Source organism: Sphingobacterium sp. HSC-15S19, from assembly GCF_050433745.1.
Lineage (GTDB): Bacteria > Bacteroidota > Bacteroidia > Sphingobacteriales > Sphingobacteriaceae > Sphingobacterium > Sphingobacterium siyangense.
In genome coordinates this window covers 1-24,873 of the sequence record NZ_JBNPWQ010000034.1, presented here as the reverse complement: position 1 = coordinate 24,873, position 24,873 = coordinate 1, and the positions used below count along the sequence as shown (strand labels likewise).

25 protein-coding genes and 1 tRNA gene are annotated in these 24,873 nt (G+C 38.3%); 14 read left to right on the top strand and 12 right to left on the bottom strand.

Going from position 1 to position 24,873, the window contains the following annotated elements:
• Positions 1–569 precede the first annotated feature (569 nt).
• From L1283_RS22460 to L1283_RS22435, 6 genes are read right to left on the bottom strand one after another with little or no spacing between them, the layout of a single operon-like run.
• Positions 570–1,814: a sulfate adenylyltransferase subunit 1 gene (locus L1283_RS22460; RefSeq protein ID WP_145330062.1), complete on the bottom strand. Its 1,245-nt coding sequence runs from the start codon at positions 1,812–1,814 to the stop codon at positions 570–572.
• A 29-nt stretch (positions 1,815–1,843) separates the two neighbouring features.
• Positions 1,844–2,734, bottom strand: coding sequence for a sulfate adenylyltransferase subunit CysD (gene cysD, locus L1283_RS22455; RefSeq protein WP_088161554.1), 891 nt, complete (start codon positions 2,732–2,734; stop codon positions 1,844–1,846).
• A gap of 59 nt (positions 2,735–2,793) precedes the next feature.
• Positions 2,794–3,489 (bottom strand): phosphoadenylyl-sulfate reductase, encoded by a 696-nt coding sequence (locus L1283_RS22450; protein ID WP_286849452.1) that lies wholly within the window; start codon positions 3,487–3,489, stop codon positions 2,794–2,796.
• Entirely contained in the window at positions 3,479–4,057 is a 579-nt protein-coding gene (locus L1283_RS22445; RefSeq protein ID WP_088161556.1) for a precorrin-2 dehydrogenase/sirohydrochlorin ferrochelatase family protein, read from the bottom strand. Before L1283_RS22445 ends, L1283_RS22450 begins: the two co-directional genes overlap by 11 nt.
• A 2-nt stretch (positions 4,058–4,059) precedes the next feature.
• The gene (cobA, locus tag L1283_RS22440) at positions 4,060–4,818 is read right to left on the bottom strand and encodes a uroporphyrinogen-III C-methyltransferase (protein ID WP_088161557.1); all 759 of its coding nucleotides are present in this window, start codon (positions 4,816–4,818) and stop codon (positions 4,060–4,062) included.
• A 12-nt stretch (positions 4,819–4,830) separates the two neighbouring features.
• Complete coding sequence (locus L1283_RS22435; RefSeq protein ID WP_088161558.1) at positions 4,831–6,936, bottom strand: HEPN domain-containing protein; 2,106 nt, start codon at positions 6,934–6,936, stop codon at positions 4,831–4,833.
• Between the two features lie 199 nt (positions 6,937–7,135).
• Between L1283_RS22435 and L1283_RS22430 the strand changes: the two genes are divergently transcribed.
• Genes L1283_RS22430 through L1283_RS22415 form a run of 4 tightly spaced genes read left to right on the top strand, consistent with a single transcriptional unit; the run spans position 7,136 to position 10,562 of the window.
• On the top strand, positions 7,136–8,053 hold the full coding sequence (locus L1283_RS22430) for a PstS family phosphate ABC transporter substrate-binding protein (protein WP_429626464.1): 918 nt from the start codon (positions 7,136–7,138) through the stop codon (positions 8,051–8,053).
• A 1-nt stretch (position 8,054) separates the two neighbouring features.
• Positions 8,055–8,951, top strand: a complete 897-nt coding sequence (gene pstC, locus L1283_RS22425; protein WP_075992619.1) for a phosphate ABC transporter permease subunit PstC — start codon at positions 8,055–8,057, stop codon at positions 8,949–8,951.
• Positions 8,944–9,795 carry a PstA family ABC transporter permease gene (locus tag L1283_RS22420; RefSeq protein WP_075992620.1) on the top strand — a complete coding sequence of 284 codons (852 nt, stop codon included), beginning with the start codon at positions 8,944–8,946 and terminating at the stop codon, positions 9,793–9,795. The genes pstC and L1283_RS22420 overlap by 8 nt, the downstream gene beginning before the upstream one ends.
• Entirely contained in the window at positions 9,753–10,562 is an 810-nt protein-coding gene (locus L1283_RS22415) for a phosphate ABC transporter ATP-binding protein (RefSeq protein WP_075992621.1), read from the top strand. The genes L1283_RS22420 and L1283_RS22415 overlap by 43 nt, the downstream gene beginning before the upstream one ends.
• Before the next feature lie 305 nt (positions 10,563–10,867).
• Here L1283_RS22415 and bshB1 read toward each other — a convergent pair whose 3' ends face one another.
• The 3 genes from bshB1 to L1283_RS22400 form a co-directional block, all read right to left on the bottom strand.
• A complete protein-coding gene (gene bshB1 / locus L1283_RS22410; RefSeq protein WP_088161560.1) occupies positions 10,868–11,599 on the bottom strand; it encodes a bacillithiol biosynthesis deacetylase BshB1 in 732 nt (243 codons plus the stop codon).
• A 174-nt stretch (positions 11,600–11,773) separates the two neighbouring features.
• Complete coding sequence (locus tag L1283_RS22405) at positions 11,774–12,265, bottom strand: glutathione peroxidase (protein WP_075992623.1); 492 nt, start codon at positions 12,263–12,265, stop codon at positions 11,774–11,776.
• A gap of 19 nt (positions 12,266–12,284) precedes the next feature.
• A complete protein-coding gene (locus tag L1283_RS22400; protein WP_088161561.1) occupies positions 12,285–12,917 on the bottom strand; it encodes a DUF4294 domain-containing protein in 633 nt (210 codons plus the stop codon).
• Positions 12,918–13,068: 151 nt separating this feature from the next.
• Here L1283_RS22400 and L1283_RS22395 point away from each other — a divergent pair, with 151 nt between their 5' ends.
• The 6 genes from L1283_RS22395 to L1283_RS22370 all read left to right on the top strand — a co-directional run bounded on the left by L1283_RS22395 (position 13,069) and on the right by L1283_RS22370 (position 20,117).
• Positions 13,069–15,288 (top strand): RelA/SpoT family protein, encoded by a 2,220-nt coding sequence (locus L1283_RS22395; protein WP_070564136.1) that lies wholly within the window; start codon positions 13,069–13,071, stop codon positions 15,286–15,288.
• A gap of 110 nt (positions 15,289–15,398) precedes the next feature.
• Positions 15,399–15,890: a Fur family transcriptional regulator gene (locus L1283_RS22390; protein WP_075992626.1), complete on the top strand. Its 492-nt coding sequence runs from the start codon at positions 15,399–15,401 to the stop codon at positions 15,888–15,890.
• A gap of 128 nt (positions 15,891–16,018) precedes the next feature.
• Positions 16,019–17,296, top strand: a complete 1,278-nt coding sequence (locus tag L1283_RS22385; protein ID WP_070564133.1) for an adenylosuccinate synthase — start codon at positions 16,019–16,021, stop codon at positions 17,294–17,296.
• Positions 17,297–17,299: 3 nt separating this feature from the next.
• Complete coding sequence (locus L1283_RS22380) at positions 17,300–18,586, top strand: anthranilate synthase component I family protein (protein WP_145330056.1); 1,287 nt, start codon at positions 17,300–17,302, stop codon at positions 18,584–18,586.
• Positions 18,587–18,648: 62 nt separating this feature from the next.
• Positions 18,649–19,314, top strand: a complete 666-nt coding sequence (locus tag L1283_RS22375) for a TatD family hydrolase (protein ID WP_286848223.1) — start codon at positions 18,649–18,651, stop codon at positions 19,312–19,314.
• Positions 19,315–19,391: 77 nt separating this feature from the next.
• Entirely contained in the window at positions 19,392–20,117 is a 726-nt protein-coding gene (locus L1283_RS22370) for a tRNA threonylcarbamoyladenosine dehydratase (protein ID WP_075992627.1), read from the top strand.
• Positions 20,118–20,191: 74 nt separating this feature from the next.
• On the opposite strand, the gene L1283_RS22365 is transcribed toward L1283_RS22370, so the two are convergent.
• Positions 20,192–20,743 carry a BON domain-containing protein gene (locus L1283_RS22365; RefSeq protein ID WP_157698454.1) on the bottom strand — a complete coding sequence of 184 codons (552 nt, stop codon included), beginning with the start codon at positions 20,741–20,743 and terminating at the stop codon, positions 20,192–20,194.
• Positions 20,744–20,778: 35 nt separating this feature from the next.
• Positions 20,779–21,279: a GreA/GreB family elongation factor gene (locus L1283_RS22360; protein WP_088161564.1), complete on the bottom strand. Its 501-nt coding sequence runs from the start codon at positions 21,277–21,279 to the stop codon at positions 20,779–20,781.
• A gap of 114 nt (positions 21,280–21,393) precedes the next feature.
• Between L1283_RS22360 and L1283_RS22355 the strand changes: the two genes are divergently transcribed.
• The 4 genes from L1283_RS22355 to L1283_RS22340 all read left to right on the top strand — a co-directional run bounded on the left by L1283_RS22355 (position 21,394) and on the right by L1283_RS22340 (position 23,428).
• Positions 21,394–21,481, top strand: a tRNA-Ser gene (locus L1283_RS22355).
• Between the two features lie 560 nt (positions 21,482–22,041).
• A complete protein-coding gene (locus L1283_RS22350; RefSeq protein ID WP_075992629.1) occupies positions 22,042–22,254 on the top strand; it encodes a hypothetical protein in 213 nt (70 codons plus the stop codon).
• A gap of 2 nt (positions 22,255–22,256) precedes the next feature.
• Entirely contained in the window at positions 22,257–22,802 is a 546-nt protein-coding gene (locus L1283_RS22345; protein ID WP_088161565.1) for a hypothetical protein, read from the top strand.
• On the top strand, positions 22,799–23,428 hold the full coding sequence (locus L1283_RS22340) for a GNAT family N-acetyltransferase (RefSeq protein ID WP_286848219.1): 630 nt from the start codon (positions 22,799–22,801) through the stop codon (positions 23,426–23,428). Before L1283_RS22345 ends, L1283_RS22340 begins: the two co-directional genes overlap by 4 nt.
• Positions 23,429–23,552: 124 nt before the next feature.
• Here L1283_RS22340 and L1283_RS22335 read toward each other — a convergent pair.
• Positions 23,553–24,873: redoxin domain-containing protein (locus L1283_RS22335; RefSeq protein WP_429626463.1), on the bottom strand; the 1,321-nt coding region annotated here is incomplete at its 5' end.

Below are 24,873 nucleotides of genomic sequence, written 5' to 3'. Positions count from 1 at the left end.
AAAATTTCCCTTTGGCTGGCACTAATTTATGTATTTTTTAATGAAAAACCAATATTTGTTAATTATTTACAAATATTAATCTGTTTTAATGAAATTTCATATTTTATATTTTTCGTTTAAAATAGACGATTCATTGGTGAAATGTGTGTGTAGTGATAAATTGACTGTATTTTGTTCGATTTTTATTATTGAAAAACGAAAATGATTCTGTTTTGATAAAATAGATTGAAATAGAGCTAATAATTATAAAATATCTAACATCTAACGCTTTTTTATGATTATTTGGCAAATATTTTAGCTTAGTTTTAACTCGGAGGCCTATATCCTTTTTGTATATTAGTTATTTATAATTTATATTATGTTAAATAGATGTTTTGAATACTCTCCTTTTATATTGATTCAATAGTATTTTTGTAAATCAACAGTTTTTAATAATAAGCCGAATACTGGGATGTTGGTTGTAATAATTGTCTCTGCTTTTGTACTACAGTAAATATAAAAGGAACCCAAACATTGTCTGAGTTCCTTAAAAAATATTTAGGTTGAATATTTACGATTAATCGTCTTTGTTAGTCGACAGCTTGGATCATCAATGCGCCGACTGTTAAATTTGTCCGCGGATCAATAACAATGGCTTGAGAATTTGCGGCATTTTCCTGCTGTAAATCAAATACTAGATTCTCTGCAGATTTAAGGGTTATTCGACCAATATCATTTAGTTTGATCGGGTCGTGGTATATTTTTTCCTGTGTATTGATATCAAATTTATACAACACATCTACGATCTTAACTTTGGTTAATTTACTGTGACTTTGGACAAGATACACTTGTGTTGTATCCAAAGGTTTATTGTCGAACCAACATAAATTTGCTTGAATATTACGCTCAAACTTTGGTGGATGTTCTACACTCGTAATGGTATCGCCACGACTAATATCAACATCATCACTGAGGTGTACAATAACAGATTGTCCGTTTTCAGCCCGTTGAAGTTGTTGTCCGTTTAATTCAATCGCTTGAATTGTACTATATGTTTCTGCTGGATAAACAATAACCTGGTCACCAACCGTTAATCCCTCTCCTAGTACGCGGCCTGCATAACCTCTATAATCGTGCAAATCATCTGTTTGCGGTCTTACAACCCATTGGACGGGAAACCGCCAGCTGGCTGCTTCCTGTTCGTGAATTTCCACATTTTCTAGGTAATCCAATAAAGATTCGCCTGCATACCAACTCATTCTTTCGGACTTATGGACAATATTGTCTCCTTTTAAGGCTGAAACTGGTATGAAATCAATATCCTTAAGTCCGAGATTGGTCGCTAAAGTTAAATAATCGGCTTTGATCTGTTCGAAAATAGAAGCGCTATAATCGACCATATCCATCTTGTTTATGCAAACCAAAACTTGTTTCATGGCCAATAATTTAGCAATGAAAGAATGGCGTTTTGTTTGCTCTATTACACCTTTACGTGCGTCAACCAAAATGATTATAAGATCCGAATTGGACGCGCCAGTTACCATGTTTCTGGTGTATTGGATATGTCCTGGAGCATCGGCTATAATATATTTTCGGTGTTCGGTCTGAAAATATTTATATGCTACGTCGATTGTTATCCCTTGTTCGCGTTCAGCTTTAAGTCCATCAGTCAATATGGCCAAGTCTACTGTTCCGTCGTCATTTTTACGGTTGGCACGTTGTATAGCTTCCAATTGGTCATCCAAAATGGAGTTTGTATCGTATAGTAATCGGCCAATCAAGGTACTTTTACCATCATCTACAGAACCGGCCGTTATAAATTTCAATATATTCATTGTTGTCAATATCAGGTATTTGATTTGAATTAAAAGTATCCTTGTTTTTTGCGTTCTTCCATAGCTGCTTCCGATACCTTATCGTCCATTCTGGCGCCACGTTCACTTACCGTTGAGGCCTTGATCTCAGCGATAATATCATCTAGCTCAGTTGCCGTTGAATCTACCGCTGCTGTACAAGTCATGTCACCCACAGTTCTGAAACGTACAGATTTACGTTCTATATTATCCTCTGCATCGATATTTAAGAATGAGGCTGCAGCCATCAATTGCCCATTTCGGGTAATAACCTCCCGTTCATGGCTGAAATAGATAGATGGCAATGCGATCTGTTCGCGTTTAATATAATTCCAAACATCGAGCTCGGTCCAGTTTGAAATGGGAAACACGCGTACATTTTCACCTTTATTTATTTTGCCATTAAAGATGCTCCACAGCTCGGGTCTTTGGCGTTTGGGATCCCATTGTCCAAATTCGTCACGCACTGAGAAGATTCTTTCCTTGGCACGGGCTTTTTCTTCGTCCCTACGTGCGCCACCGATACAAGCGTCAAAACCATGTTTTGAGATTGTATCGAGTAAGGTAACCGTCTGCAAGGCATTTCGACTTGCATTTTTTCCCTTTTGTTCAACAACTTTCCCTTGATCAATGCTGTCTTGAACATAACCAACAATAAGTTTTTCTCCTATATCTTCAATCAGAGAATCCCTGAAAGTGATTGTTTCGGGAAAATTGTGACCAGTGTCAATGTGAACTAATGGGAAAGGAAATTTACCCGGTCTAAATGCTTTTTTTGCCAAGTGAACAAGTGTAATCGAGTCCTTACCACCAGAGAATAATAGCGCTGGTTTTTCAAATTGTCCGGCTACCTCTCTTAAAATATATATTGCTTCCGCTTCTAAATGATCTAAATAGTCCATTCTCTGAAATAATAAAATTTGATTTAATGAATTTGGGTTTCTGCTTCGCTATTTTATGATTAAACACCGTGCAAACCACATTCTTTTTTACTTTGATCTTCCCACCACCATCTACCAGCGCGGAAGTCCTCTCCTTCTTGTACCGCTCTTGTACAAGGTTGACAACCGATACTTGGGAAACCCTTGTCGTGCAGCATATTGTAAGGGATATATTGTTCTTTACAATACTTTTTTACTTCCTCAAAAGTCCAGTCAAATAAAGGATGGATTTTGATGATTTGGTTTGCTTCATCGTATTCGATAAAGTCCATATCGTGGCGATTGATGGATTGATCTGATCGGATGCCCGTTACCCAAATTTTTTTTCCTTTAATCGCACGTTGTAAAGGTTCAATTTTCCTTATCCTACAACATTCCTTCCGATTCTCAACCGACTCATAGAAGGAATTTGGGCCTTTTCTGCTGATAAAATCTTCCAACAATGTTGTATCAGCAGTATAGGTTTTGATGTGCAATTGATAACGCTCCAAGGTACGGCTCCACAGGGAATAGGTTTCTTTGAACAGTCGTCCAGTATCCAGCGTGAATATTTCGATATTGATACTATTTTTACCGATCCATTCCGTGATTACTTGATCCTCAATACCGAAAGAGGTCGAAAAAACTACCTCATTAGGAAATAGTGATGCTATTGTTTGTAAGAGCTCCACTCCTTTTTTTTCGCCAATAATTTCTTTAATTTTCTTAACGTTCATAACGTAATATATTTTTGGTATGCTCGTTCAACTGCTTTACTTTGTATTCGAAATCTCCTCTAAGCTGCTCTCGATAAGTACTCATGAGTGACAGTGTTTCGTCAATTTCCTCAGGTAGCAGGTCATTTAATAGTTCTTTCACCCTTTTGGCAATTGTTGGTGATTTACCATTGGTGGAAATGGCTATTTTCAGGTCGCCTTTTTTTACAATGGATCCCAGATAGAAGTCGCATAAGTCGGGTTTGTCCGCAGCATTAAATAGGATGTTATTTTGCGTTGTTAGATTACGCAACTGCTCGTTAAGCTCTATGTTATTGGTTGCTGCAATGACAAGTTGTTTGTCGGTAAGGTCATCTGGTGTAAATGGGCGAATGTAGAGCTGAATTTGTGCGTAATTTTGCAATAGTTCCTCAAATTCTGGGATGATTTCCCTAGTCACAATGGTGAGTCTTAATTTCTGATCATTGGAAATTAAAGCCTGAAATTTTTCCAATGCAACTTTCCCGCCTCCAACAAGTAAGGTGTCAATTTGATTTAGTTTGACGAATATTGGAAATAGCTGGTTCATATCTATAAAGCTAAAGCTTTTTCTTTAATGTTCTGGAATGAACGATGCTTGGCAACGACCTCGCCGATTACAATAATCGCTGGTACACCGACCCTTTTCTCAGTTGATTCATCAAGAATATTATCGATAGTACCCAGTACAACCTTTTCATTAGGCAATGAACCATTTTGAATCAAGGCTATTGGTAAATTGTGAAGATTTCTTTGACGGTAAATTTCCACGATCTCTGCCAATTTTCCATAGCCCATCAAGACAACGACGGTGGCCTTGGATTCTGCCGCCAGATAAAGATCTGTTGATAGTGAGCCATCCGATTTGGAGCCTGTGATGACCCAAAAGCTCTCACTGATTCCCCGGTAAGTTAATGGAAGTTGTTGTAGTCCGGTAAGCCCAATTGCGGAGGAAATACCCGGTACAACTGCAGTTTCAATACCGTATTGTTGTACGTAATCAATTTCTTCTCCACCACGACCAAAAACAAATGGATCACCACCTTTTAGACGGACCACATGGCCATAGTTTAAGGCATAATCAACCAAAAGGCGATTAATTTCATCCTGTGAAGTAGAGAGTTGTTCTGCTCGTTTTCCAACATATATCTTGATGCATTCAGCCTGTGCGTAATCCAGTAATTCTTCATTCACCAAGGCATCGTATAAAATGACATCTGCTTTTTCTATTGCTTTGATGCCCTTTAGGCTGATCAGATCCGGGTCACCCGGACCTGCTCCTACCAATGTTACTTTTGCTTTTATTGACATACCTATTCCCTCCTATACCAATACTGGTTTTAAATTTTTGCGTTGATAGACTTCATTGATAAACTTCGTTGCTTCCTGAAGATAGTTAATTGCAAAATGCTCCGTTGGTTCATTTTTACTCATCTGTAAGACTAATTCCGGAAACGTTTGGTCAAAATTATATTCACCTGTTTCCACAAAATGCGTTTGGAATTCGTTGATTACGATATTTTGTGTACTTGCGCTAACTCCCTTATCCAATAATAGGGCTTTTGCTGCTTGTACAAAGGCATTATAGGCATGATAAATTGCATCAGAGAATTTGGATTCTTGAAATGTTTCATTTGCCCATTGTAACTTTTCTTCCGCCTCATAGATCAACGTAGCAACCAAGTCAATAACGACACCCGCACACTCGCCAACCCCGATTGCCGTTTGGAACGTTCCTTCATGCCCCCAGTCGACAAATTCGTCTTCAGCAAGATTGGTCAGATCCGATAGCGGTTTTAAAAGATTATAAAAGTAATTCTTACTTTGTCTGTCGTAGTAAGCATGGAAATTTTCATTTGCTTCCGCATTTTTTTTATAATCATTTAGCACCCATTCGACAACATGTAGAACTCTTTTTGTTGGTACTTTGATAATACGCTCTGCAACACGCCCTTCACCATTGCCAATTGTTCCACCGCCAAGCATAACTTGTGCTGCAGGAACCACTTTGCCCTCCGCTTTGACGGAACTACCATGAAAGCCAATATGTGCCAGACCATGTTGCCCGCAAGAATTCATACAACCAGAAATTTTGATTTTTAAATCACGATTAAAGACAAAATCTTGGTGAAATTCAGCGATATAAGATTCAATAACCCGAGCCATTTCGGTACTGTTTGAGATACCTAGATTGCAGGTGTCCGTACCAGGGCAAGTTGTTACATCTGCTGTACTATCAAAACCGACCTGAGCTAGATCCAAAGATTTAAGTAATTGATAGATATGTGGCAGTGACTTTTCTGTTGCGTATTTTAGCAGTAAGCTTTGGTTTTGCGTGATACGGATATCGTCAGCGACCAAATTGTTCAGACCAGCAACCAACGCGCGAGATTTATCTGTACCAATATCCCCCGTGGATACCCGCACATAAACACCATAATATCCATCTTGTTTTTGCGCGAATGTATTGGTGCCCTTCCAGACCTGATAGTTTAAATCGCTATCTAGATCAATAGTAGATAGCCGGCTGTCATCTGGTGGTAATGGCTGTTCGATTTTGGTTCGGTCGATCGGATAGCTTTTCACCTTCGTCGCAATTTTTTCGGCTTCAATTAAATTTAGCACTTCTTCCAACCCTAATTTCTGAATAAGGTATTTGAATCGAGCTTTATTGCGGTTATTTCTTTCACCATAACGATCAAAGACACGAAGTGTAGCTTCTATATAAGGGATCAGTTCATCTTCTGGTAGAAACTCACTTGTTACTGATGCTAAGAAAGGCTGAGATCCCAATCCCCCACCCAATAGCACTTTAAAACCCCTCGTTTCCACACCATTGACAACTTTTAGTTTTGGAATAAAACCAAGGTCATGAATATAGGAAAATGCAGTGTCTTCATCACTGGCAGAAAATGACATTTTGAATTTTCTTCCCATTTCCGCACATACTGGATTGCGCAAAAAATATTCAAAAGTTGCCTGAGCATATGGCGAAACATCAAAAGGCTCCTTTGGATCGATTCCTGAACTTGGAGACGCGGTGACATTACGGACTGTATTCCCACAAGCTTCACGTAATGTAATATCGTCTTCAGCTAATTTGGACCAAAGTTCTGGTGTACGGTCAAGACTAACGTAATGAATCTGTATATCTTGACGTGTGGTCAGGTGCAGGTTGCGGCTTGCGTATTCGTCTGATATCGCTGCAATTTTGTTCAATTGCTTAAACGTAACCTTTCCAAATGGAAGTTTTATACGAACCATTTGAACTCCAGGTTGTCTTTGTCCATATACCCCCCTAGCCAAACGCAACGATCTAAATTTCTCGTCGGCAATTTTGCCCTCATGGAACAATCGAATCTTTTTTTCAAGTTCGATAATTTCCTTTTCCACGATTGGGTTTTCTAATTCTGTGCGGAAGCTTTGCATATAACAAATAAAATCTATTGATTTAGTATTCTTTTCTCGAGGTCAAATGTAAAAATATTTTTTTAATATTCTATAATATCTACCAAATTAATATATATTTGCCCTATAAAATTTAATATACAAAACCTGTAGACTTTTAGGTGTAATGATGAGAAAGTGTTTTATAGTTCTGATTTTAAGCTGTGTAATCGTATTTAAAATGACTTCCTGTGCGCCGAAAGTTAAAAATGGTTACAGCAAGGAACATGGTTTTGAAGGGAATATTTCTTTGTCCGGTGCATTTGCCCTTTATCCTTTGGCAGTGGTTTGGAGTGAAGATTTTAAAAAAATACACCCGAATGTTCGCTTCAATATTTCAGCTGGAGGTGCTGGAAAAGGGATTGCAGATGTTCTTACAGGGATGGTTGATATCGGGATGGTGTCGAGAGATCTGCATGAGCAAGAAATAAAAAAAGGAGCTGCTCCGATTATTGTTGCAAAAGATGCTGTTATCTGTACAATTAATCCTGAGAACCCTAATTATCCTGCTATTTTGAAGCGTGGTTTGAGTCGCGAAGAATTGCTGAATATTTTTGTGAATCGAAAGTTTAAGACCTGGAAAGAGATCGATTCTCAGTTTACAGCGGATCCTATCAACGTGTATGTGCGTTCCGATGCCGCTGGAGCAGCTGAAACATGGGCCAAATTTTTTGGTCATAAGCAGGAAGATCTGCAAGGTATTGGCATTTTTGGTGACCCCGGGATTGCCCAAGCTATTAAGGATGATATCAATGGGATTGGATTCAATAACATTAACTACGTTTATAATCTAAAAACTAACAAGGTCTTTGACCGTATTGCTGTTGTTCCTTTGGATCTGAATAAAAATGGACATGTTGAAGATGATGAGCAGTTTTATGGTACACTATCTAATTTGACTGAGGCCGTTGCTACGGTGAAATATCCTGCTCCACCTTCAAGAGAATTAACCTTTGTAACGCGTAATAAAACCGAATCCCTTCTGTTGAAGGAGTTTATTTCTTTTGTGCTCCAGAAACAGGCGCAATCGCAACTCCTTGAAAATGGTTATGTCCCACTAAATGAAACACTGATAAAAGAAGAACTTAATAAGTTATAGCATGCTAAATACTCGTCTCGTTAAAGATACACTGGTCAAGCGATCCACTTTGCTCCTCTTACTGATTTCACTTTCAGTTGTGGTGATTATTGCAGTTGGTTTAACCATAAAATCGATTCCGTTATTTGAATATAGTAATATCTTTCAACTGTTAACCGACAAGGTTTGGTCACCAATGAAAGGGTCGTTTGGCTTTTTGCCTTTTATTGCAGGTACGCTTGCTGTTACCTTGATTTCTCTTGCTATTGCGATTCCGCTTTGTATACTGACTGCTGTTTATTTGACTGAATATGCTTCGGATGCCTTAAAGAATATGATGTTTCCGTTGGTCAATATTTTAGCGGCAATACCACCGGTTCTTTATGGTGTTTGGGGTGTGTTATTTATTGTGCCTTTAATTCAGTTGTATATAGCTCCCGTCTTTGGGGTTGTTACATCGGGTTATTCTGTGCTTGCCGGTGGAATTGTATTAGCGGTGATGATTTTTCCCATTATGATTTCTATTATGGTAGAGGTGCTTCAAACGATACCCTATGAGTTAAAAGCGGCTTCGCTATCCTTGGGTGCGACAAAATGGGACACCATCAAACATGTTATTCTGAAGAAAGCTAGACCTGGGATTGTGGCTGCAATTGTTTTGTCAACATCTAGGGCCTTTGGTGAAACAATTGCGGTATTGATGGTCTGTGGCAATGTTGCAAAAGTACCGACTTCGGTATTTGATGCGGGATATCCAATTCCAGCATTAATAGCCAATAATTTTGGGGAAATGATGTCAATTCCACTCTATGAATCTGCATTAATGTTCTCCGCGTTGCTGCTGTTTGTAATCATATTTGTTTTTAACTTAATATCTCGTCTTATATTGAGACGACTGGAAGGAGCTCAGCATGGATAATACGAAAAGACGGCTATTGAGTGAAAAGGTAGCCAAAGGTTTTATGCATCTCTCTGGGATAACTGTGACTGCTTCCCTATTTTTTATCGTAGGAACTATCTTGTATAAGGGGCTTCCTTATCTCAGTTGGGAGATGGTTAGTCAGTTACCAAAAGGTGGGTTTTATATTGGAAAAGAAGGTGGGATTTTGAATGCGATTTTGGGTTCTCTTTATTTAGCAGGTGTGGCAACAGCCTTGTCTGCAATTATAGGAATTCCGATTTCGTTGTACCTTAATGTTTATTTGGGAACAAAATCAAAAGTGACACAACTTTCTAAACTGTTGTTTGATGTATTGTATGGCGTACCTTCTATCGTGTATGGGGCTGTTGGTTTTGGGATTATGGTTTATTTAGGTATTCGAGCATCACTATTGGGAGGTATCATTACAGTGACACTGCTGACCATTCCAATTGTGGTTCGTACCGTGGATGAATTGATCAAAACCATTCCTGAAGACCTAAAGAATGTCACTCTTTCGCTAGGGACGACACGCTGGGAATTGGCTAAGGTTATGCTAAAGAGCATCCGAACAGGGCTTCTTACTGCGATTTTACTGGCTTTTGGACGTGCTATTGGTGATGTTGCAGGCGTTTTATTGACAACTGGTTTTAGTGATAATCTTCCAAAATATATTGATGAACCGGCAGCAACGTTGCCATTGGCCATATTTTTTCAGTTAAGTAGTCCTATTCCTGAAGTTCAGGGTCGCGCTTATGCTTCAGCTTTAGTTTTAACAATCATTATTTTAATTATTGTAGTATGCACTCATATCCTTCAATCGAAACAAAAAAATCGTCGATAACAGACCCCTTGAGCGATCCACACATTGAAATCAAGGATCTTAATGTCCATATTGACGGCCGACATATACTCAAAAACATTAATCTTGCCCTGCCTAACAATAGTGTAACTTCTATTATTGGTCCTTCGGGTTGTGGAAAGACTACGCTTTTAAAGACGCTTAATAGATTGGTAGATGATACCAAGGGTGTTGAAATAACGGGTTCTGTTCTCGTTAATGGTGAGGATATTTATGGTAGAAATGCTGAGGTAACACATATTCGTAAGAAAATGGGCCTCTTATCCCAAAAGCCCTACCCGTTACCAATGTCGATCTATGATAATGTGGCTTATGGCCCCCGTATACATGGTACACGAAGCAAAAAGGAATTGGATAGAATTGTAGAGACGCAATTGCGAAATGTGGCTCTATGGGACGAAGTTAAGGATCGACTTGGACATTCGGCCAGCGGATTGTCCATTGGTCAGCAACAAAGGCTTTGTCTTGCAAGAGGTTTGGCTGTAGAGCCCGAGATTATCCTTGGGGATGAATCGACCTCTGCATTAGATCCCCTTTCTACTGCTAAAATTGAGGAATTATTAATTGAATTGAAGAAAGATTATACCATTGTATTGGTGACGCATATATTGCGACAGGCGCGACGCGTTTCTGACTATATTTTGTTTGTCTATGGTGGAGAAATTCTTGAGTTTGGACCAACGGAACAAGTTTTATTGAATCCGCAGAATGAAATCACAAAACAGTATGTAAAAGGATTTATTTCCTAAAAGGTTAAGAAACGTCCACGCCGGGTCAAGTTTATTAGAAAGCAAAGAAGATCGGCTGATAAAAAGAAAAGGCCGAAGACTTATTTTGAAGCTAAAAACAATGGTCTAGTTTCTTCTGAGGGTTGTGTTCCCGATAATTGTCTAGACGATAGTTTTGTTGGGATAAACACCAGTAAAATCAGCATGCCGCTGGTATTGTTTCCATAAAATCGGTTTGTAAATTTTGTTTCAGGAATTATGCGGGACGATTCTAGTTAAAACATGAATAATCCCGCCTTTTATTTTACTATAGTACCAGATAAGTTCTACTTCAGATGAAATAAATCATCAACGCCAAGTATCTTCTTTGAAGTAAACCCTTCCGCATATTTCGCTTGGATGTACCGTCCAAATTCTCGCGCTCTAGCAGCAGTTGATTCCATGAAATCCGGATTAGAAATATAAGTCTGTGGTTCATCCGGGTTTACATTTTCTCCGGTATAAAATTGAGTTTTGTAAGCTAATACAGATTTTTCTTTAATGTGATAATAATCCGTTATATCAATGACAACATCAGGTTTGATATAATAGTCCTGTACAAATTGCAGCACCAATCGGGGGCGGTAGGCCTCCTGAGAAATATTGTCCTGATCAAAAGTTTCTACCTTTCTCAAGCCGGCAAGAAAGCAGGCTTCGTTGATCATCTGTCCGGCTCTTCCGTGGTCTGGGTGACGATCCGTAATGGCATTTGTAATGATAATTTCCGGTTGGTATTTGCGGATGGCCCTTATTACAGCCATTTTTTCTTTTTCAGCATTTTCAAAGAAACCATCTCTTAGGCCAAGATTTTCTCTAACGGCCAGCCCTAATATTTCGGCAGCATCTTTAGCTTCCTGTGCTCTGGTCTCCGCTGTGCCGCGTGTGCCGAGCTCACCTTGGGTTAAATCAACAATTCCTACCTTTTTTCCTTCAGCAACATATTTTGCCATCACACCTCCGGCGCCTAGCTCGGCGTCATCTGGATGTACAGCAATGATAAGCAAATCTAATTTTAACATATAATATTTCTCTCTTTAAATTGGCTTCCCTTTTTATGATAAATCATTCCAATTGACCGATGGATAGTTTTGGCAGAAAGCCTTTACTAATCCCGCGTAGTTATTGATCCTAAGTCGATATGCGACTTGGCCTGCGCTGTGGGGAAGCTGTCGCAAATGTAAGCAGTTTATAGTTTACTCTTGTAAAAGACGCTCGATATTGCGGCAAATTTTACTTGACAATGGCGAAGTAGTCGGATAATAGAAATCAATGACCTCTCCTTTTTTGTTTACCAGATATTTGTGGAAATTCCAGGAAGGTTTACTGTTAATATGTCCATTTTGATCTTTGCTCGACAGAAAACTGTATAGAGGTGTTGTATATTCGCCGATAACATGGCTACGCTTAAAAACAGGGAAACTCACCTGTTGATTGATCCGGCAGAATGTCTCTAGCGTACCGCCGGTTAACGGTTCCTGGTTACGAAAGTTATTTGCTGGAAATGCCAGAATTTCGAAGCCTTGGTCTTTATATTTTTGGTAGAGTTTTTCGAGCGATTTAAATTGTCTGGTAAAGAGACATTGGCTGGCAGTATTGACGATGAGTAAAACTTTACCTTCAAAGTCAGCGAGGGATTTTTTTTTACCGTTAAACTGAAGTGCGTCAAAGTCGTATACTGTTTTCATCTGGTTTTGGTTTGATTGGTCACATGACAGGTTGAGGTCTCGACTTTTCGAATTCCCTAATGATATTTTCAATGGCAAAGTCTTCTTTTGGGTCATAAGTTGACTTTAGGTTGTGACCGAATATTTTCGCAACTCCCTGATAGAAAAAAGCGGAAATCCCACCTTTCATTTCCTTTACCATTTCATAGCCAGTATGTCCCGTATAACGATCGATCAATTTAATGAGTATTTTGCCTTGTGAAATAGTCATATTTTTGATTTCTCGGTCAAACATCTGTTTTACGTCACTTTCACATTTTTCAACCAATGCTTTATGTTCCTTTTTATCCGAAGTCAGCGCGAGATCTCTGTCTAGCTGATCATATCTTTTTTGCGCATATATCGCATAAGGAAGAACCTTTAGAACATTTCTTCTAAAGCGGAGATATTCTCTTCGTGCTTCTTCACTTGACCAGGTTCTTTTGGCCACGACAGTGACCTCTGGAATCGGAAACCAGGGTAACACCTCTCCGTTTGCCAAGGTTGTTGTCATATAACTGTTTACGGTCTCCTGCGCACCTTCTCCGTATAAAGGAAGAGTGAGTGATTGAGACTGTGCCCATACGGACAAAGTCCCTGTGAGGAAAAGCAAACAAAATAATATTGTCTTCATTTGGGCAATTATATAACGCTTTTTAATTTGTCAATGCTATAATATTTTGGTAGATTTATTACAAAATAAGTTAGCTTGAAAATAGTATTCAAGAATACATTAACTAAATTACACAAATTTACTCAAAAAACATCATTTACCTGCAACGTTTATGAAAGATTATGTGATTGATATTGAAGCAGAAAACAAAGAGATTAGGAAACGTTACCGTGCATTGTTGCGCGCTTGTAAGCCAACTTTACAACGCGGAGACAAGCAGGAGATCCGAAAGGCATTTGATTTAGCATTGGATAGTCATAAAGAGATGCGACGCAAATCAGGAGAGCCTTATATCTATCACCCTATTGCTGTTGCCCAGATTGCTGCTGAAGAGATTGGCTTAGGAACAACATCTATTGTATGCGCCTTGCTCCATGATGTAGTTGAAGATACCAATGTTACATTGGATGAAATTGAAGAAATGTTTGGTAAGAAAGTTCGCCGAATTATCGATGGGCTTACCAAGATTTCAGGGATTTTTGATCCAAATAGTTCCATGCAAGCGGAGAATTTCAGGAAAATGTTGCTCACACTGGCTGACGATGTTCGTGTAATTCTCATTAAATTGGCAGATCGGTTGCACAATATGCGCACCATGGAATTTATGGCCAGGGATAAGCAGTTGAAGATTGCTTCGGAGACAAGTTACCTTTATGCACCATTAGCGCATCGTCTTGGGCTGTATGCGATAAAATCTGAATTGGAAGATCTCTCGATGAAATTTACCGATCCGGATACCTATAAATTTATCGCTCGAAAACTGAATGAGAAAAAAGCCGAGCGCGAAAAATTTATAGGCGATTTTATTGGTCCCATCAAAGAGATATTGGAGGAACAGGGTATTAAGGCGTCCGTATTTGGACGACCTAAATCAATCCACTCTATTTGGAATAAGATGCGAAAAAAATCGATTCCTTTTGAGGAGGTTTATGATTTGTTTGCTATACGTATTGTAATAGATGCTGTGGATGAGAAAGAAAAGACCGAATGTTGGAAAGTCTATTCTATTGTCACAGATTTGTATCGCCCTAACCCCGACCGTCTTCGGGATTGGATTTCGTCTCCAAAAGGGAATGGTTATGAGTCTTTACATACTACGGTAATGGGGCCTAAAGGGCAATGGGTCGAAGTTCAGATTCGAACTAAACGGATGAATGAAATTGCGGAAAAAGGGTTCGCAGCACATTGGAAGTATAAAGAATCAAATTCCGATTCCGGCCTGGATCAATGGATCAAAAAGGTGCGCGATGTCTTAAGTAGTCCGGATCAGAATGCGATGGATTTTGTGGATGATTTTAAGATGAATCTTTTCTCCGATGAGATTTTTATATTCACTCCCAAAGGAACACTGATTCAACTACCCAACAATGCCACTGCTTTAGATTTTGCCTTTGAGATCCACTCTGATATTGGGGCAAGTTGTATTGGCGCCAAAGTAAATCACAAACTCGTTCCTTTAAGTCATATTTTGCAAAATGGGGATCAGGTAGAGATTATTACATCAAGCAAGCAGTCACCTAAGGAGGATTGGTTGAATTTTGTTGTGACTGCAAAAGCCAAATCCAAAATCAGATCTTCTCTAAAAGAGGAAAAGAGAAGAGTTGCGGAGGATGGGAAAGAGATTTTGGAACGTAAGTTGAAATCGCTAAAAGTTACCTATAATACGGATAATATTAACAAAATTGCCAATTTTTTAAAATACCCCAGTTCGCAGGATCTTTTCTACAATGTTGCTAAGGGAATTGTTGATATCAGGCAACTGAGAGAATATGTCGCGCATGAAAAAGCAGTTGAAATTAATGTAAGTTCTTCATCAGGAAATCAATTTAATACCCACATAGGTGGACTAGTTGAAAAGATAAATAAGAAGGAATTCGACACGATCTTAATCGGGGACGATATGCAGAAAGTCGATTATACCCTAGCGCCCTGTTGTAATCCTATCCCTGGTGATGATGTCTTTGGATTTTTGACCGTAAATGATGGTATAAAAATTCACCGTACGAGCTGTCCAAATGCTTCCAAGCTGATGGCAAATTATGGCTATAGAATTTTAAAAGCACGTTGGGCTTCTACAAAAGATTCTGCATTTTTGACAGGTTTACATATCGTTGGCATAGATGATGTTGGATTAGTAAATAAGCTTACAACTGTTATTTCGCAAGAATTTGCTGTTAATATTCGGTCCTTGTCAATTTCAAGTAACGAAGGTATTTTTGATGGTAATATTATGGTCTATGTGAATGATACTGCTCAGCTTGAAAGTTTGATGAGAAATTTAAAGCAAGTCAGAGGGATAACAGGTGTCAATCGATATGAATCGGAAAATTAATAACCAAGTGTTGGATTGAAAATTTCGCTAAGGCGACTACTATTAAGCACTATTTTTAATAGAGGAAATATCAATCTTAATTGGTAAATTTGTACAAGAATATTTTTACTATGAATCAAGCTGAAAATTTTGCAACTGTAAAAAAAATCTTTGAAGCCTACTTAGAAAATAAAAATCTAAGAAAAACACCAGAGCGCTATGCGATTTTGGAAGAGATTTATTCACGTACTGATCACTTTGATGTAGAGTCTTTGTATATTCATATGAAGAACAAGAAATATCGTGTCAGTCGTGCTACAGTTTATAATACCCTAGAACTTTTGGTCTCTTGTGATTTGGTTACAAAACACCAATTTGGAAGGAACATGGCACAATTTGAGAAGTCTTACGGGTTCAAACAACACGATCACGTGATCTGTATTGAATGTAATAAGGTTGTTGAATTCTGTGATCCACGTATCAACCAAATTCAGAGTCTCATGGGAGATCTTTTAAAATTTGACATTAAGCACCACTCACTCAATTTGTATGGTGTATGTCAAGACTGTCAACTTAAGAACAAAAAAGAAGAGGCCGTCGCTCACGAAGCTATTTCAAATTAATCTTATATTTTCTTAAATATAATAGTACATTTGTTCAGGAATGTTCAGGGGAAAAATTCCTGAACATTTTATTTTTAAATAGAGTCTATTTTTATTAATAACATTTTAATTACTATACTTTAAAAGCTATGCAAGTTGATGTGCTTTTGGGCTTACAATGGGGTGACGAGGGTAAAGGTAAAATCGTAGACGTATTTTGTCCAAAATACGATTTAATCGCTCGTTTCCAAGGCGGCCCTAACGCCGGACACACGTTGGAATTCGATAACAAGAAATTCGTACTCAACACAATTCCATCTGGTATCTTCAATGAAGGTACACTAAATCTTATTGGTAATGGTGTCGTTATCGATCCGATTATCTTAAAAAGAGAGTTAGACAACCTTAAGACAGCTGGTTTTGATCCGGTGGGTAAAGGCAATTTGGTTTTAGCGCGTAAAGCACACCTTATTCTGCCGACACACCAATTATTGGATGCTGCCTCAGAATCAAAAATGGGTGCAGGAAAAATTGGATCCACTCTGAAAGGTATTGGTCCAACTTACATGGATAAAACCGGTAGAAATGGTTTGCGTGTAGGTGATACAACACTTCCAGATTTTCAAGAGCGTTACCAAAAGTTGAAAGAAAAACATCTAAGTATTCTTTCGCACTATGGTGAAATACCTGATTTCAGTGAAAAAGAGAAAGCATTTTTAGATGCAATCGAATTCATTAAATCTATCCCGCATGTGGATTCAGAGCATTTGGTGAATCAATATCTGAAAGAAGGCAAACGTGTGTTAGCTGAGGGGGCTCAAGGTACGCTTTTGGATGTTGATTTTGGTTCTTATCCATTTGTTACTTCATCTAATACCACAACAGCCGGAGCTTGTACAGGCCTGGGTATCGCACCAAATAAAATAGGTAAGGTATATGGTATCTTTAAAGCATATGCTACTCGCGTAGGTGGCGGTCCCTTCCCTACTGAACTTCACGATGAAACTGGCGAAAAATTACGTCAATTAGGTCATGAATTTGGAGCGACTACAGGGCGTGCTCGTCGTACCGGATGGATCGATATTCCGGCTTTAAAATATGCTATTATGCTGAATGGCGTGACAGATTTGATTATGATGAAGGCTGACGTTTTGGACACCTTCGACAAAATCTACGCATGTACACATTATAAATATAATGGTGAAGTGATTGATTATATGCCTTATGAAATCATCACGCATCAAGCAGAACCTATCTTAGAAGAAATTGATGGGTGGAAACAAGATTTGACGGGTATAACGTCTGAACAAGAAATACCTGAAGCATTAAAAAATTATATTTCTTATTTAGAGAAAGCTCTTGAAGTACCTATCACGATCCTATCGGTAGGTCCTGATCGTAAACAAACATTAGCTTTATCAAAATAAACTATGCGGATCGAAAGTTTTGATCTTCTCGATTCTAAAGATAAATTTCATCAGAAAGCCCTGCATTGGTCGGGGCAATTTGATGAAATTTCTTTCTTTAATAGTAATGGGATGTCGGATCAATGGGGCAAATTTGAACAGATACTGGCTGTCAAGGCATTATTCTCTTTCCGTGCAAATGAAAATGTATTTGACCAGCTCGACACTTTTTTGAGATTACATCAATCTCAGTTTATCCCCGGATTTCTATCTTACGACCTTAAGAATGAGATAGAAGAATTAAAGACAACAGGAAAGGATCAGCTCGAATTTCCAGAAGCTTATTTCTTTGTGCCAGCAATTACGCTTCGATGGACGGCAGATCAAGTGCATATAGAAGCCGAGGATCCTGTTAAAATCTATCAGGCCATTTTGGATACTCAGATTCCTGCGATAACCCCAATTTCTGTACAGGTAAAGTCGCGTTGGACAAAGTGTGAATATGTCAAAGCTTTTGAAAATGTACAGGCACATATTCAGCGTGGAGACATCTATGAAGTGAACCTTTGTCAGGAATTTTTTGCTGATGATGCTGATATCGCTCCTATGGAAGTTTATCACCGGTTAAATACCATATCACCTACTCCCTTTAGTTCATTTTTCAAGGTAGGACATCATTTTATCATGAGTGCTTCTCCGGAACGATTTTTAGCGAAAAGAAAAGGAAAGTTAATTTCTCAGCCAATTAAAGGGACGGCCAAAAGGGGGACAAATTCAACAGAGGACCAACAGATTATAGCTGATATGTTGAGGTCAAAAAAAGAGATCGCCGAAAATGTGATGATCGTTGATTTGGTTCGCAATGATTTGACACGAAGTGCTCTTCCCGGAACGGTTGAGGCTACTCGCCTTTTTGAGATTCAATCCTTCGAACAAGTGCATCAAATGATTTCAACTATTACCTGCATGCAAGACCCAAAAGTCACCAATGTGGATGTGTTTAGAAATACCTTTCCTGCAGGTTCGATGACAGGTGCTCCCAAAATTGCAGCTATGCAAATTTGCGATCAGCTTGAAGCTCGAAAGAGAGGTATCTATGCAGGATCTATCGGTTACTTTGACACCATGCGCGATGAATTCGATTTTAACGTCGTTATCCGTTCATTGCTTTACAATAAGCAAAAAAGGTACCTTTCCTTTCATACAGGTGGAGCAGTTACCAATCAGGCAGCTGCCGATCAGGAGTATCAAGAATGTCTTTTGAAGGCTTCTGGTATTCTTGAAGCTTTAGATGCTAGCTTGGGAGAATAAAAACTATACTAATTTTGTAGAGAATATTTTTTGCTTCAAGTATTTTTTCGACCTTTGTCTCGTTGGCTACACAGATTCCCTATATCGATCTACATACGCATCGGAATTATCCGGTGAAAGAAGGTGCTACTCTTTCCATTAAGAATATCACTTTGAACCATTCGGAAATAATTTCTGAAGCGGATTGTTCAGTAGGTTTGCACCCATGGTATATCAATGGGAATACCGAACATGATTTGGGACTCATGGTGGATGCATTAGCGCTGAGTCAGGTTTTAGCCATAGGTGAATGTGGTATGGACAAAAATATCGCCACTCCCCTCGCCGACCAACAGCTTGTGTTTGATCAACAGGTTCGCTTGGCTAAAACGTATAGGAAGCCTTTGATCATTCATTGTGTTCGAGCTTTTCAGGAGATTGTTGGTTGTTTGAAAAAAGTGAATTTTAGCGAAGCTGTTGTTTTTCATGGATATCGTAAGAACTGGACCTTGGCTCAACAGTTAATCGATCAAGGGTATTATCTTTCCATAGGAAAACATTGTTTAAACGGAAGTCAAGACGAACTTTTAGAAAATATTTCACTCAGTCATTTGTTTCTAGAAACGGATACAGATACGACCGTAGAAATTGCTACACTTTACCGATACGTTGCTCAGATCAGATCGATCGAATTGGAAGAGTTAAAGCGGGTTTTATACCAAAATTATAAGAATGTATTTAATAAATGAGGCCATCATAGTCTGTTTATTCACGTTGTCGGATAGCTATAAGGTTTCATTATAATATAAAAAACAAATTTAGATAAATGAAAGATTTAAGTTGGCTGTCACGTACCGAAGCATTGATAGGTCGATCAGCGGTTGAAAAATTGGCAAATTCGCATGTGATGGTTTTGGGATTAGGCGGTGTTGGATCATTTGCTGCCGAATTTATATGCCGAGCAGGTGTTGGAAAAATGACCATTATTGATGGAGACACCGTAGATCCATCCAATCGTAATAGGCAGCTACCTGCCTTGGCAACTAATCATGGTGAAGCAAAAGCTGAGATTATGCGAGAAAGATTAATGGCGATCAATCCGGAATTAGATTTAACTGTGATACAGGATTTTATTATTCCGGAAAAAATACCAGCTTTGCTAGATTTAGCGCCAGATTATTGTGTGGAAGCTATTGATAGTATTACACCTAAACTATTTTTTATTCGGAGAGCATTAGAAGCCAATATACCATTTGTCAGTTCAATGGGCGCCGGTGGCAAAGTTGATCCTACAAAAATAAAAATTGCTGATATCGGTAAATCTTATAATTGTAAGTTGGCCCAGCATATCCGTAAGAAATTGCGTAAACATGGTATACGTGATGGAGTGAAAGTGGCATTTTCAACTGAACTTCCAAACAAGGATTCATTATTATATACTGATGGGAGTAACTTTAAAAAGTCTGCTTATGGTACCATGTCATATCTACCAGCAGCCTTTGGTGGGGCAATAGCTTCTGTTGCTATACGAGATCTAATAGAAAATGCTTAACTTAGGTATTAAATAAACATATGAACAAATGAAGGAAGCTACCCGTTAATCGATGGATAGCTTCTTTTCGTTGTTTAGCGACTGGTGACACCTTTCATATCAATACCTTTGGGCTTGATATGCTCTAATCTTTTCTTTAGTGTATCGATTTTTGATTTTTCAAGATTACCTGTCGCAATTATAATTCCTTCCTTCACCTGAGCCGTAATGGTTGGAAAATCTTCCAGAACAAGATTGACGTCTCTCGTTAAGGTAGAATCTATCGCGCCGCCCATAATTTCATGATATTTTTCACGGGCATCTTCTGGTTCAGGAAGATTTACAATGATATTGTTGTGAATGGATTTGATACCCTCTCCCCCCGCTAATTTTGTTCTGTTTTCTATATCCTGCTTGAGCGAATCCGAACCGATCTGTCCATCCAACGTTACATTCCCTTCCTCGACATCTACTTCGATGCCTGCAGTAGTTTCCAACGCTGCCTCGATTTTTGATCTTAGTTTTTCGTCCGATTCGGGCGATCTACAAGAGTGAATAAACAGTAAAGCGCCAAGTAAGAAGATTAAAAGTAAATTATTCAATTTCATGTCATTCTTCGTTTCTGTACTAAATAAGAACAGATGCATCGACATATTGTTTAATTTTTCGGTATTTTCATCACTTAGTAGATTGCAATAACTTTCTGATTAACGTTGTTAAAAACAAAACTATCACCTATTTTTTTTCCGATAAGTAGTTGTCCAATTGGAGATGCAGGCGAAATGACGAAGATATTATTGGTCCCTATTTTTACAGCTCCAATACTTGTGGCGATCAAATATAGACCAACACTGGTTTGAACAAGCGTTCCTAATCTGGCTACATCCATTACATCATTTGGTAATGATTCTATACTGATTAGCTGCTGTAGATCTTTATTGGCTTCCAGGAGTTGTTTCTGGTAGCGATTGATGTCCTGTTGAATCATTTCACGCGAAGTTTCATATTTGTCTCCAGCACTACTTTTGGTATCGTCATTACTTGAATCTCTTGCTGTTTCTAAAGCAGATGCTATCATTGTGATACGTTCCTGAGTACGTTTTAGTGCCATGTCGAGGATCGCCCCTTTTATGTCGAAATAATTATTTGTCATTCCGAAAAATAAGGAATAAGTTTTATTCATTAAAAAATAAAAACAATACGCTTATTCTCAATAGAATATAACAAATCCGATGGTAAATAACACGAACAAGGTTGCAATAAATTAAAAAATTGCTACATTTGTGCACTGAAACACGGAAAGGTGTCAGAGTGGTCGAATGAGCAGTCCTGGAAAGACTGTATACGGGATGACTGTATCGAGGGTTCGAATCCCTCCCTTTCCGCAAAAAACCGTCTTTAGCACTGTTAAAAACGGTTTTTCTGTTTTAAGTGTTATACCAGCACCAAAATCAAACTAAAGGAGGAAACGTTCTATTAGAATTTCATCTTACAAAATCCCACGTATAATAAGAGCCAAATCTGGGGAGTCGTTTATGAATACGAAATTCTGAGGTAGCTTAATGAGTTTAAAAAAGTTTTACGTTCTCCAAGGATGCAGAAATAAACTGAGTTCACGATCTTCAAGAAAACGAAATAGTTGCCCGAGTGAAAAGTACTTTTTTATACCTTGTCGGTTTTCTGAGTTAGTTGTCTAAATTTTGACTTCAGCCCCTAAAAAATTCAAATCAGTATATAACTTAAACAATCAACTGTATAATTCTTTTGTATACTTTCTTGATAAAAAGAATATACAGCGTCTGTTAATTTTTATAATGGATTATGTTGCCAATTTAAAGTCGGTCTATCAAATTTCCTGCGTATTTTGTGTTAATATTTTTTTATATTATATTAATATATGTTTATATTTAATTGATCGTATAAGCTAATGTTAATTAATTTTTAAATGAAAAGGATAATTCAAGAAGAACAACTTGTCAAAACTGGAAAGATGAAAAAAGACCCATTCACTATGTCTGCGGATGAAAAGATTCAATGGAGGCAAGAATTACAAACGAGCATTCGCTCCTACTTGTTTTCCCGTGAACAGCCGTTGGTTTATAGCAAGGATGGCCAAATGGTTGAAGAGCATAGCGATGGGACAATTCAAAGTATCTGATCATGGCAACAATATATGTGATAACTGGTCCTCCTCATATTGGGAAAAGTACTTGTGGGCAGTATTTCATTCCCGAAGGGATCAAGATACTTGACCCTAATCTCTTTGTTCAAAGCTATGCTGCACTTGGTTTAAAATATGGATATAGGAGATTTGAGGAACAACTGTTGTTGCTGTTAAGTAACGATGAAGATTTTGCTGTGGAGATCAATATCGTTAATAAGACGCATCTTCAAATGCTACAAGATATTAAAGCCTTGTACCCTGAAAATAAGATTGAAATGATCTTTTTTTACACCGATAATATGCATATATGCCATGCGAGGTCTAAGGCTAAGAAAAGTACTAGTTGTGACTCCAGCACGGACAAAATAACTCATTTATATATTCATACCATTCCGCTTGTGAAAAGGCATCTAAATCTCTTTTCCTCTGTTAAGGGGGTCGATATAAGCGAAAACGACATGGTACCTGAAACTGTGTTTAAATACCAGGATGCTGTTTCAGAGATCGAGGTATCTACACATCTCCCCATATGGGCTCAATGAAAGAACATCACATTGGCTTAAATTCTATCTTTGTTCGAGCACTGTTCGGCTTTTCCTCAAGTTGTCGTCGGTTGACTTCGATGAAGACTAAAGGAAAAGTATTTATTACTATATTTGGGGATAAACCGAATATAAAAAGCATGGATGACCTCAACTTTCAACTTACTCTTAGACCGACAGTATACACGGATTTAGAAATACATTATCAGTTTCAGCTTGATGAAGAAGCAAATTATCTCGCGGCTTTTACCTCAAGTAGTTCTTCAGATAAGAAAGTTTACCTTGAGAAGTATGCTAAATTTCTCAATGAGCCAAGTATAAACAATCAAACGATTCTGATTGATGGGACAATTGTAGGAAGTATTGCGAAGTTTGTTATTGAAGGTGATGCTGAGATCACTTATTGGATTGACCGAAAATTCTGGGGACGTGGAATTGCAACAAAGGCACTTAAAGCGTTTCTTTCAATTGAAACAAACCGCCCTATGTATGGGCGCGTCGCTTTCGATAATCTCGGTTCCCAAAAAGTATTGGAAAATTGTGGTTTTGTTAGGGTTGGTACAGATCGCGGTTTTGCTAATGCAAGCCAAATCGAAATTGAGGAATTTATTTATAGATTAGATTAATGAGCGATTTGATCAGTCTATTTTTATTACCAGCCCCCCTCAGTCGGTTTCACACTTAGGTTTCGCGACCCTAACAAGAATATCCCAATCTAAATAGAGCTTATTGTATATATTACTAAACTGGCTATTTAGGATCGCTTTTATCTGAAAAGATCGCCTGTAATTTCTCTTCTAAATCTTTCCCCCTGAGGTTGCGGTACACAATTTTTCCTGTAGGATCCAACAAAAAGCTTTCTGGTATGGAATTGATGCCATAACGTTTTGCTGCTTGGCTATCCCAACCTTTTAAATCAGATACTTGTGGCCAGCTCAGCTTATCATCTGCAATTGCTTTGACCCATTGTTCGCGTTGAGCTACTTTATCCAAAGATATTCCTAAGATTTCGAATCCCGAATCTTTGTATTTATTGTAAAGCGCTACTAGATTTGGATTTTCTTCGCGGCATGGTCCACACCAACTAGCCCAAAAGTCTACCAATAGATACTTTCCTCGGAATTCAGATAATTTTAGACTTGTACCCATTTGAGTTTGAAGTTCGAGATCGGGGGCAACCTGTCCAACTTTGGTCCTGATTGACGATTCTAACTGCATGGGTATCTCTTTGGCCAAAGGATAGCTTTTGAGCTTCTCAGCTAAATCGGCATATATCCTTTTAACCTCGTCTATAAATTTCTCCTGTCCAGCAACAGAGGATAAACTGATTAAACTAAGGTAGGACGATGGATGCTGACGAGCAAATGCTAAATGAACACGATATAGGTCATCCATTAATCCTTTTTCCCGATCAATATAAGCCTTCCGTACTTTAGGATCGTTTTGTTGATTGGCTGAAAGTGCATAAAATTCTTTATTAAGTGCTGTAAAGTTATCATCTACGGAGCTACGCATCTTTTTAAAAGCATCTTGGTCGAGATTAATTTGAGATCCACTGATCGTTATATTTTTCAAGGAGTCGCTTGCTTGCATTTGCATAGTGACAGGCTCAAGGTAAAAACGAAAAAAATCCATTTGCTCATTGCGAGAGGGTCTATTTACATAAGGATTTTTATCGAGATATAGCGACGATGAAACAGGATAGTCTACCGTCCCAGAAAACGAAAAATTTCCACCTCTTGAATTAGTGGAATCAACAACAGACTTACCTTCTATTTCGTAGATCAAAAATACTTTGGAACCGTCCTTCAATTGAGGTATTACCCCATTGATCTGATAGGGATTTTGTCCACAAGCGAGGAAAGGAAGTATAAAAACCGCTATTAATAGCAATCCTGTCCATATTTTCATAATATAGCCTATTTCCTGGTAATTTACTATCATAAATATACGCAATTTCTCTGTTCTGAGCCCGTTTGTAAATGGTAAATAAGAATGCAGCATAATTGGTAAGTTGGAGTGCAGCATTTTCGGCACTAATAAATACACAATCCAGTCCAAAAGTATGCTA

What these genes read in the sequence shown, in the direction of transcription:
- L1283_RS22430 (WP_429626464.1), top strand. Translation starts at nt 7,136, where the DNA reads ATGACTTCCTGTGCGCCGAAAGTTAAAAATGGTTACAGCAAGGAACAT.
- L1283_RS22370 (WP_075992627.1), top strand. Translation starts at nt 19,392, where the DNA reads ATGAAAGATTTAAGTTGGCTGTCACGTACCGAAGCATTGATAGGTCGA.
- L1283_RS22360 (WP_088161564.1), bottom strand. Translation starts at nt 21,279, where the DNA reads ATGAATAAAACTTATTCCTTATTTTTCGGAATGACAAATAATTATTTC.
- L1283_RS22420 (WP_075992620.1), top strand. Translation starts at nt 8,944, where the DNA reads ATGGATAATACGAAAAGACGGCTATTGAGTGAAAAGGTAGCCAAAGGT.
- cysD (WP_088161554.1), bottom strand. Translation starts at nt 2,734, where the DNA reads ATGGACTATTTAGATCATTTAGAAGCGGAAGCAATATATATTTTAAGA.
- L1283_RS22340 (WP_286848219.1), top strand. Translation starts at nt 22,799, where the DNA reads ATGAAAGAACATCACATTGGCTTAAATTCTATCTTTGTTCGAGCACTG.
- L1283_RS22365 (WP_157698454.1), bottom strand. Translation starts at nt 20,743, where the DNA reads ATGCATCTGTTCTTATTTAGTACAGAAACGAAGAATGACATGAAATTG.
- L1283_RS22405 (WP_075992623.1), bottom strand. Translation starts at nt 12,265, where the DNA reads ATGAAAACAGTATACGACTTTGACGCACTTCAGTTTAACGGTAAAAAA.
- L1283_RS22450 (WP_286849452.1), bottom strand. Translation starts at nt 3,489, where the DNA reads ATGAACGTTAAGAAAATTAAAGAAATTATTGGCGAAAAAAAAGGAGTG.
- L1283_RS22390 (WP_075992626.1), top strand. Translation starts at nt 15,399, where the DNA reads ATGAATCAAGCTGAAAATTTTGCAACTGTAAAAAAAATCTTTGAAGCC.
- L1283_RS22435 (WP_088161558.1), bottom strand. Translation starts at nt 6,936, where the DNA reads ATGCAAAGCTTCCGCACAGAATTAGAAAACCCAATCGTGGAAAAGGAA.
- L1283_RS22385 (WP_070564133.1), top strand. Translation starts at nt 16,019, where the DNA reads ATGCAAGTTGATGTGCTTTTGGGCTTACAATGGGGTGACGAGGGTAAA.
- bshB1 (WP_088161560.1), bottom strand. Translation starts at nt 11,599, where the DNA reads ATGTTAAAATTAGATTTGCTTATCATTGCTGTACATCCAGATGACGCC.
- L1283_RS22395 (WP_070564136.1), top strand. Translation starts at nt 13,069, where the DNA reads ATGAAAGATTATGTGATTGATATTGAAGCAGAAAACAAAGAGATTAGG.
- L1283_RS22460 (WP_145330062.1), bottom strand. Translation starts at nt 1,814, where the DNA reads ATGAATATATTGAAATTTATAACGGCCGGTTCTGTAGATGATGGTAAA.
- L1283_RS22350 (WP_075992629.1), top strand. Translation starts at nt 22,042, where the DNA reads ATGAAAAGGATAATTCAAGAAGAACAACTTGTCAAAACTGGAAAGATG.
- L1283_RS22400 (WP_088161561.1), bottom strand. Translation starts at nt 12,917, where the DNA reads ATGAAGACAATATTATTTTGTTTGCTTTTCCTCACAGGGACTTTGTCC.
- cobA (WP_088161557.1), bottom strand. Translation starts at nt 4,818, where the DNA reads ATGTCAATAAAAGCAAAAGTAACATTGGTAGGAGCAGGTCCGGGTGAC.
- pstC (WP_075992619.1), top strand. Translation starts at nt 8,055, where the DNA reads ATGCTAAATACTCGTCTCGTTAAAGATACACTGGTCAAGCGATCCACT.
- L1283_RS22445 (WP_088161556.1), bottom strand. Translation starts at nt 4,057, where the DNA reads ATGAACCAGCTATTTCCAATATTCGTCAAACTAAATCAAATTGACACC.
- L1283_RS22345 (WP_088161565.1), top strand. Translation starts at nt 22,257, where the DNA reads ATGGCAACAATATATGTGATAACTGGTCCTCCTCATATTGGGAAAAGT.
- L1283_RS22415 (WP_075992621.1), top strand. Translation starts at nt 9,753, where the DNA reads ATGCACTCATATCCTTCAATCGAAACAAAAAAATCGTCGATAACAGAC.
- L1283_RS22380 (WP_145330056.1), top strand. Translation starts at nt 17,300, where the DNA reads ATGCGGATCGAAAGTTTTGATCTTCTCGATTCTAAAGATAAATTTCAT.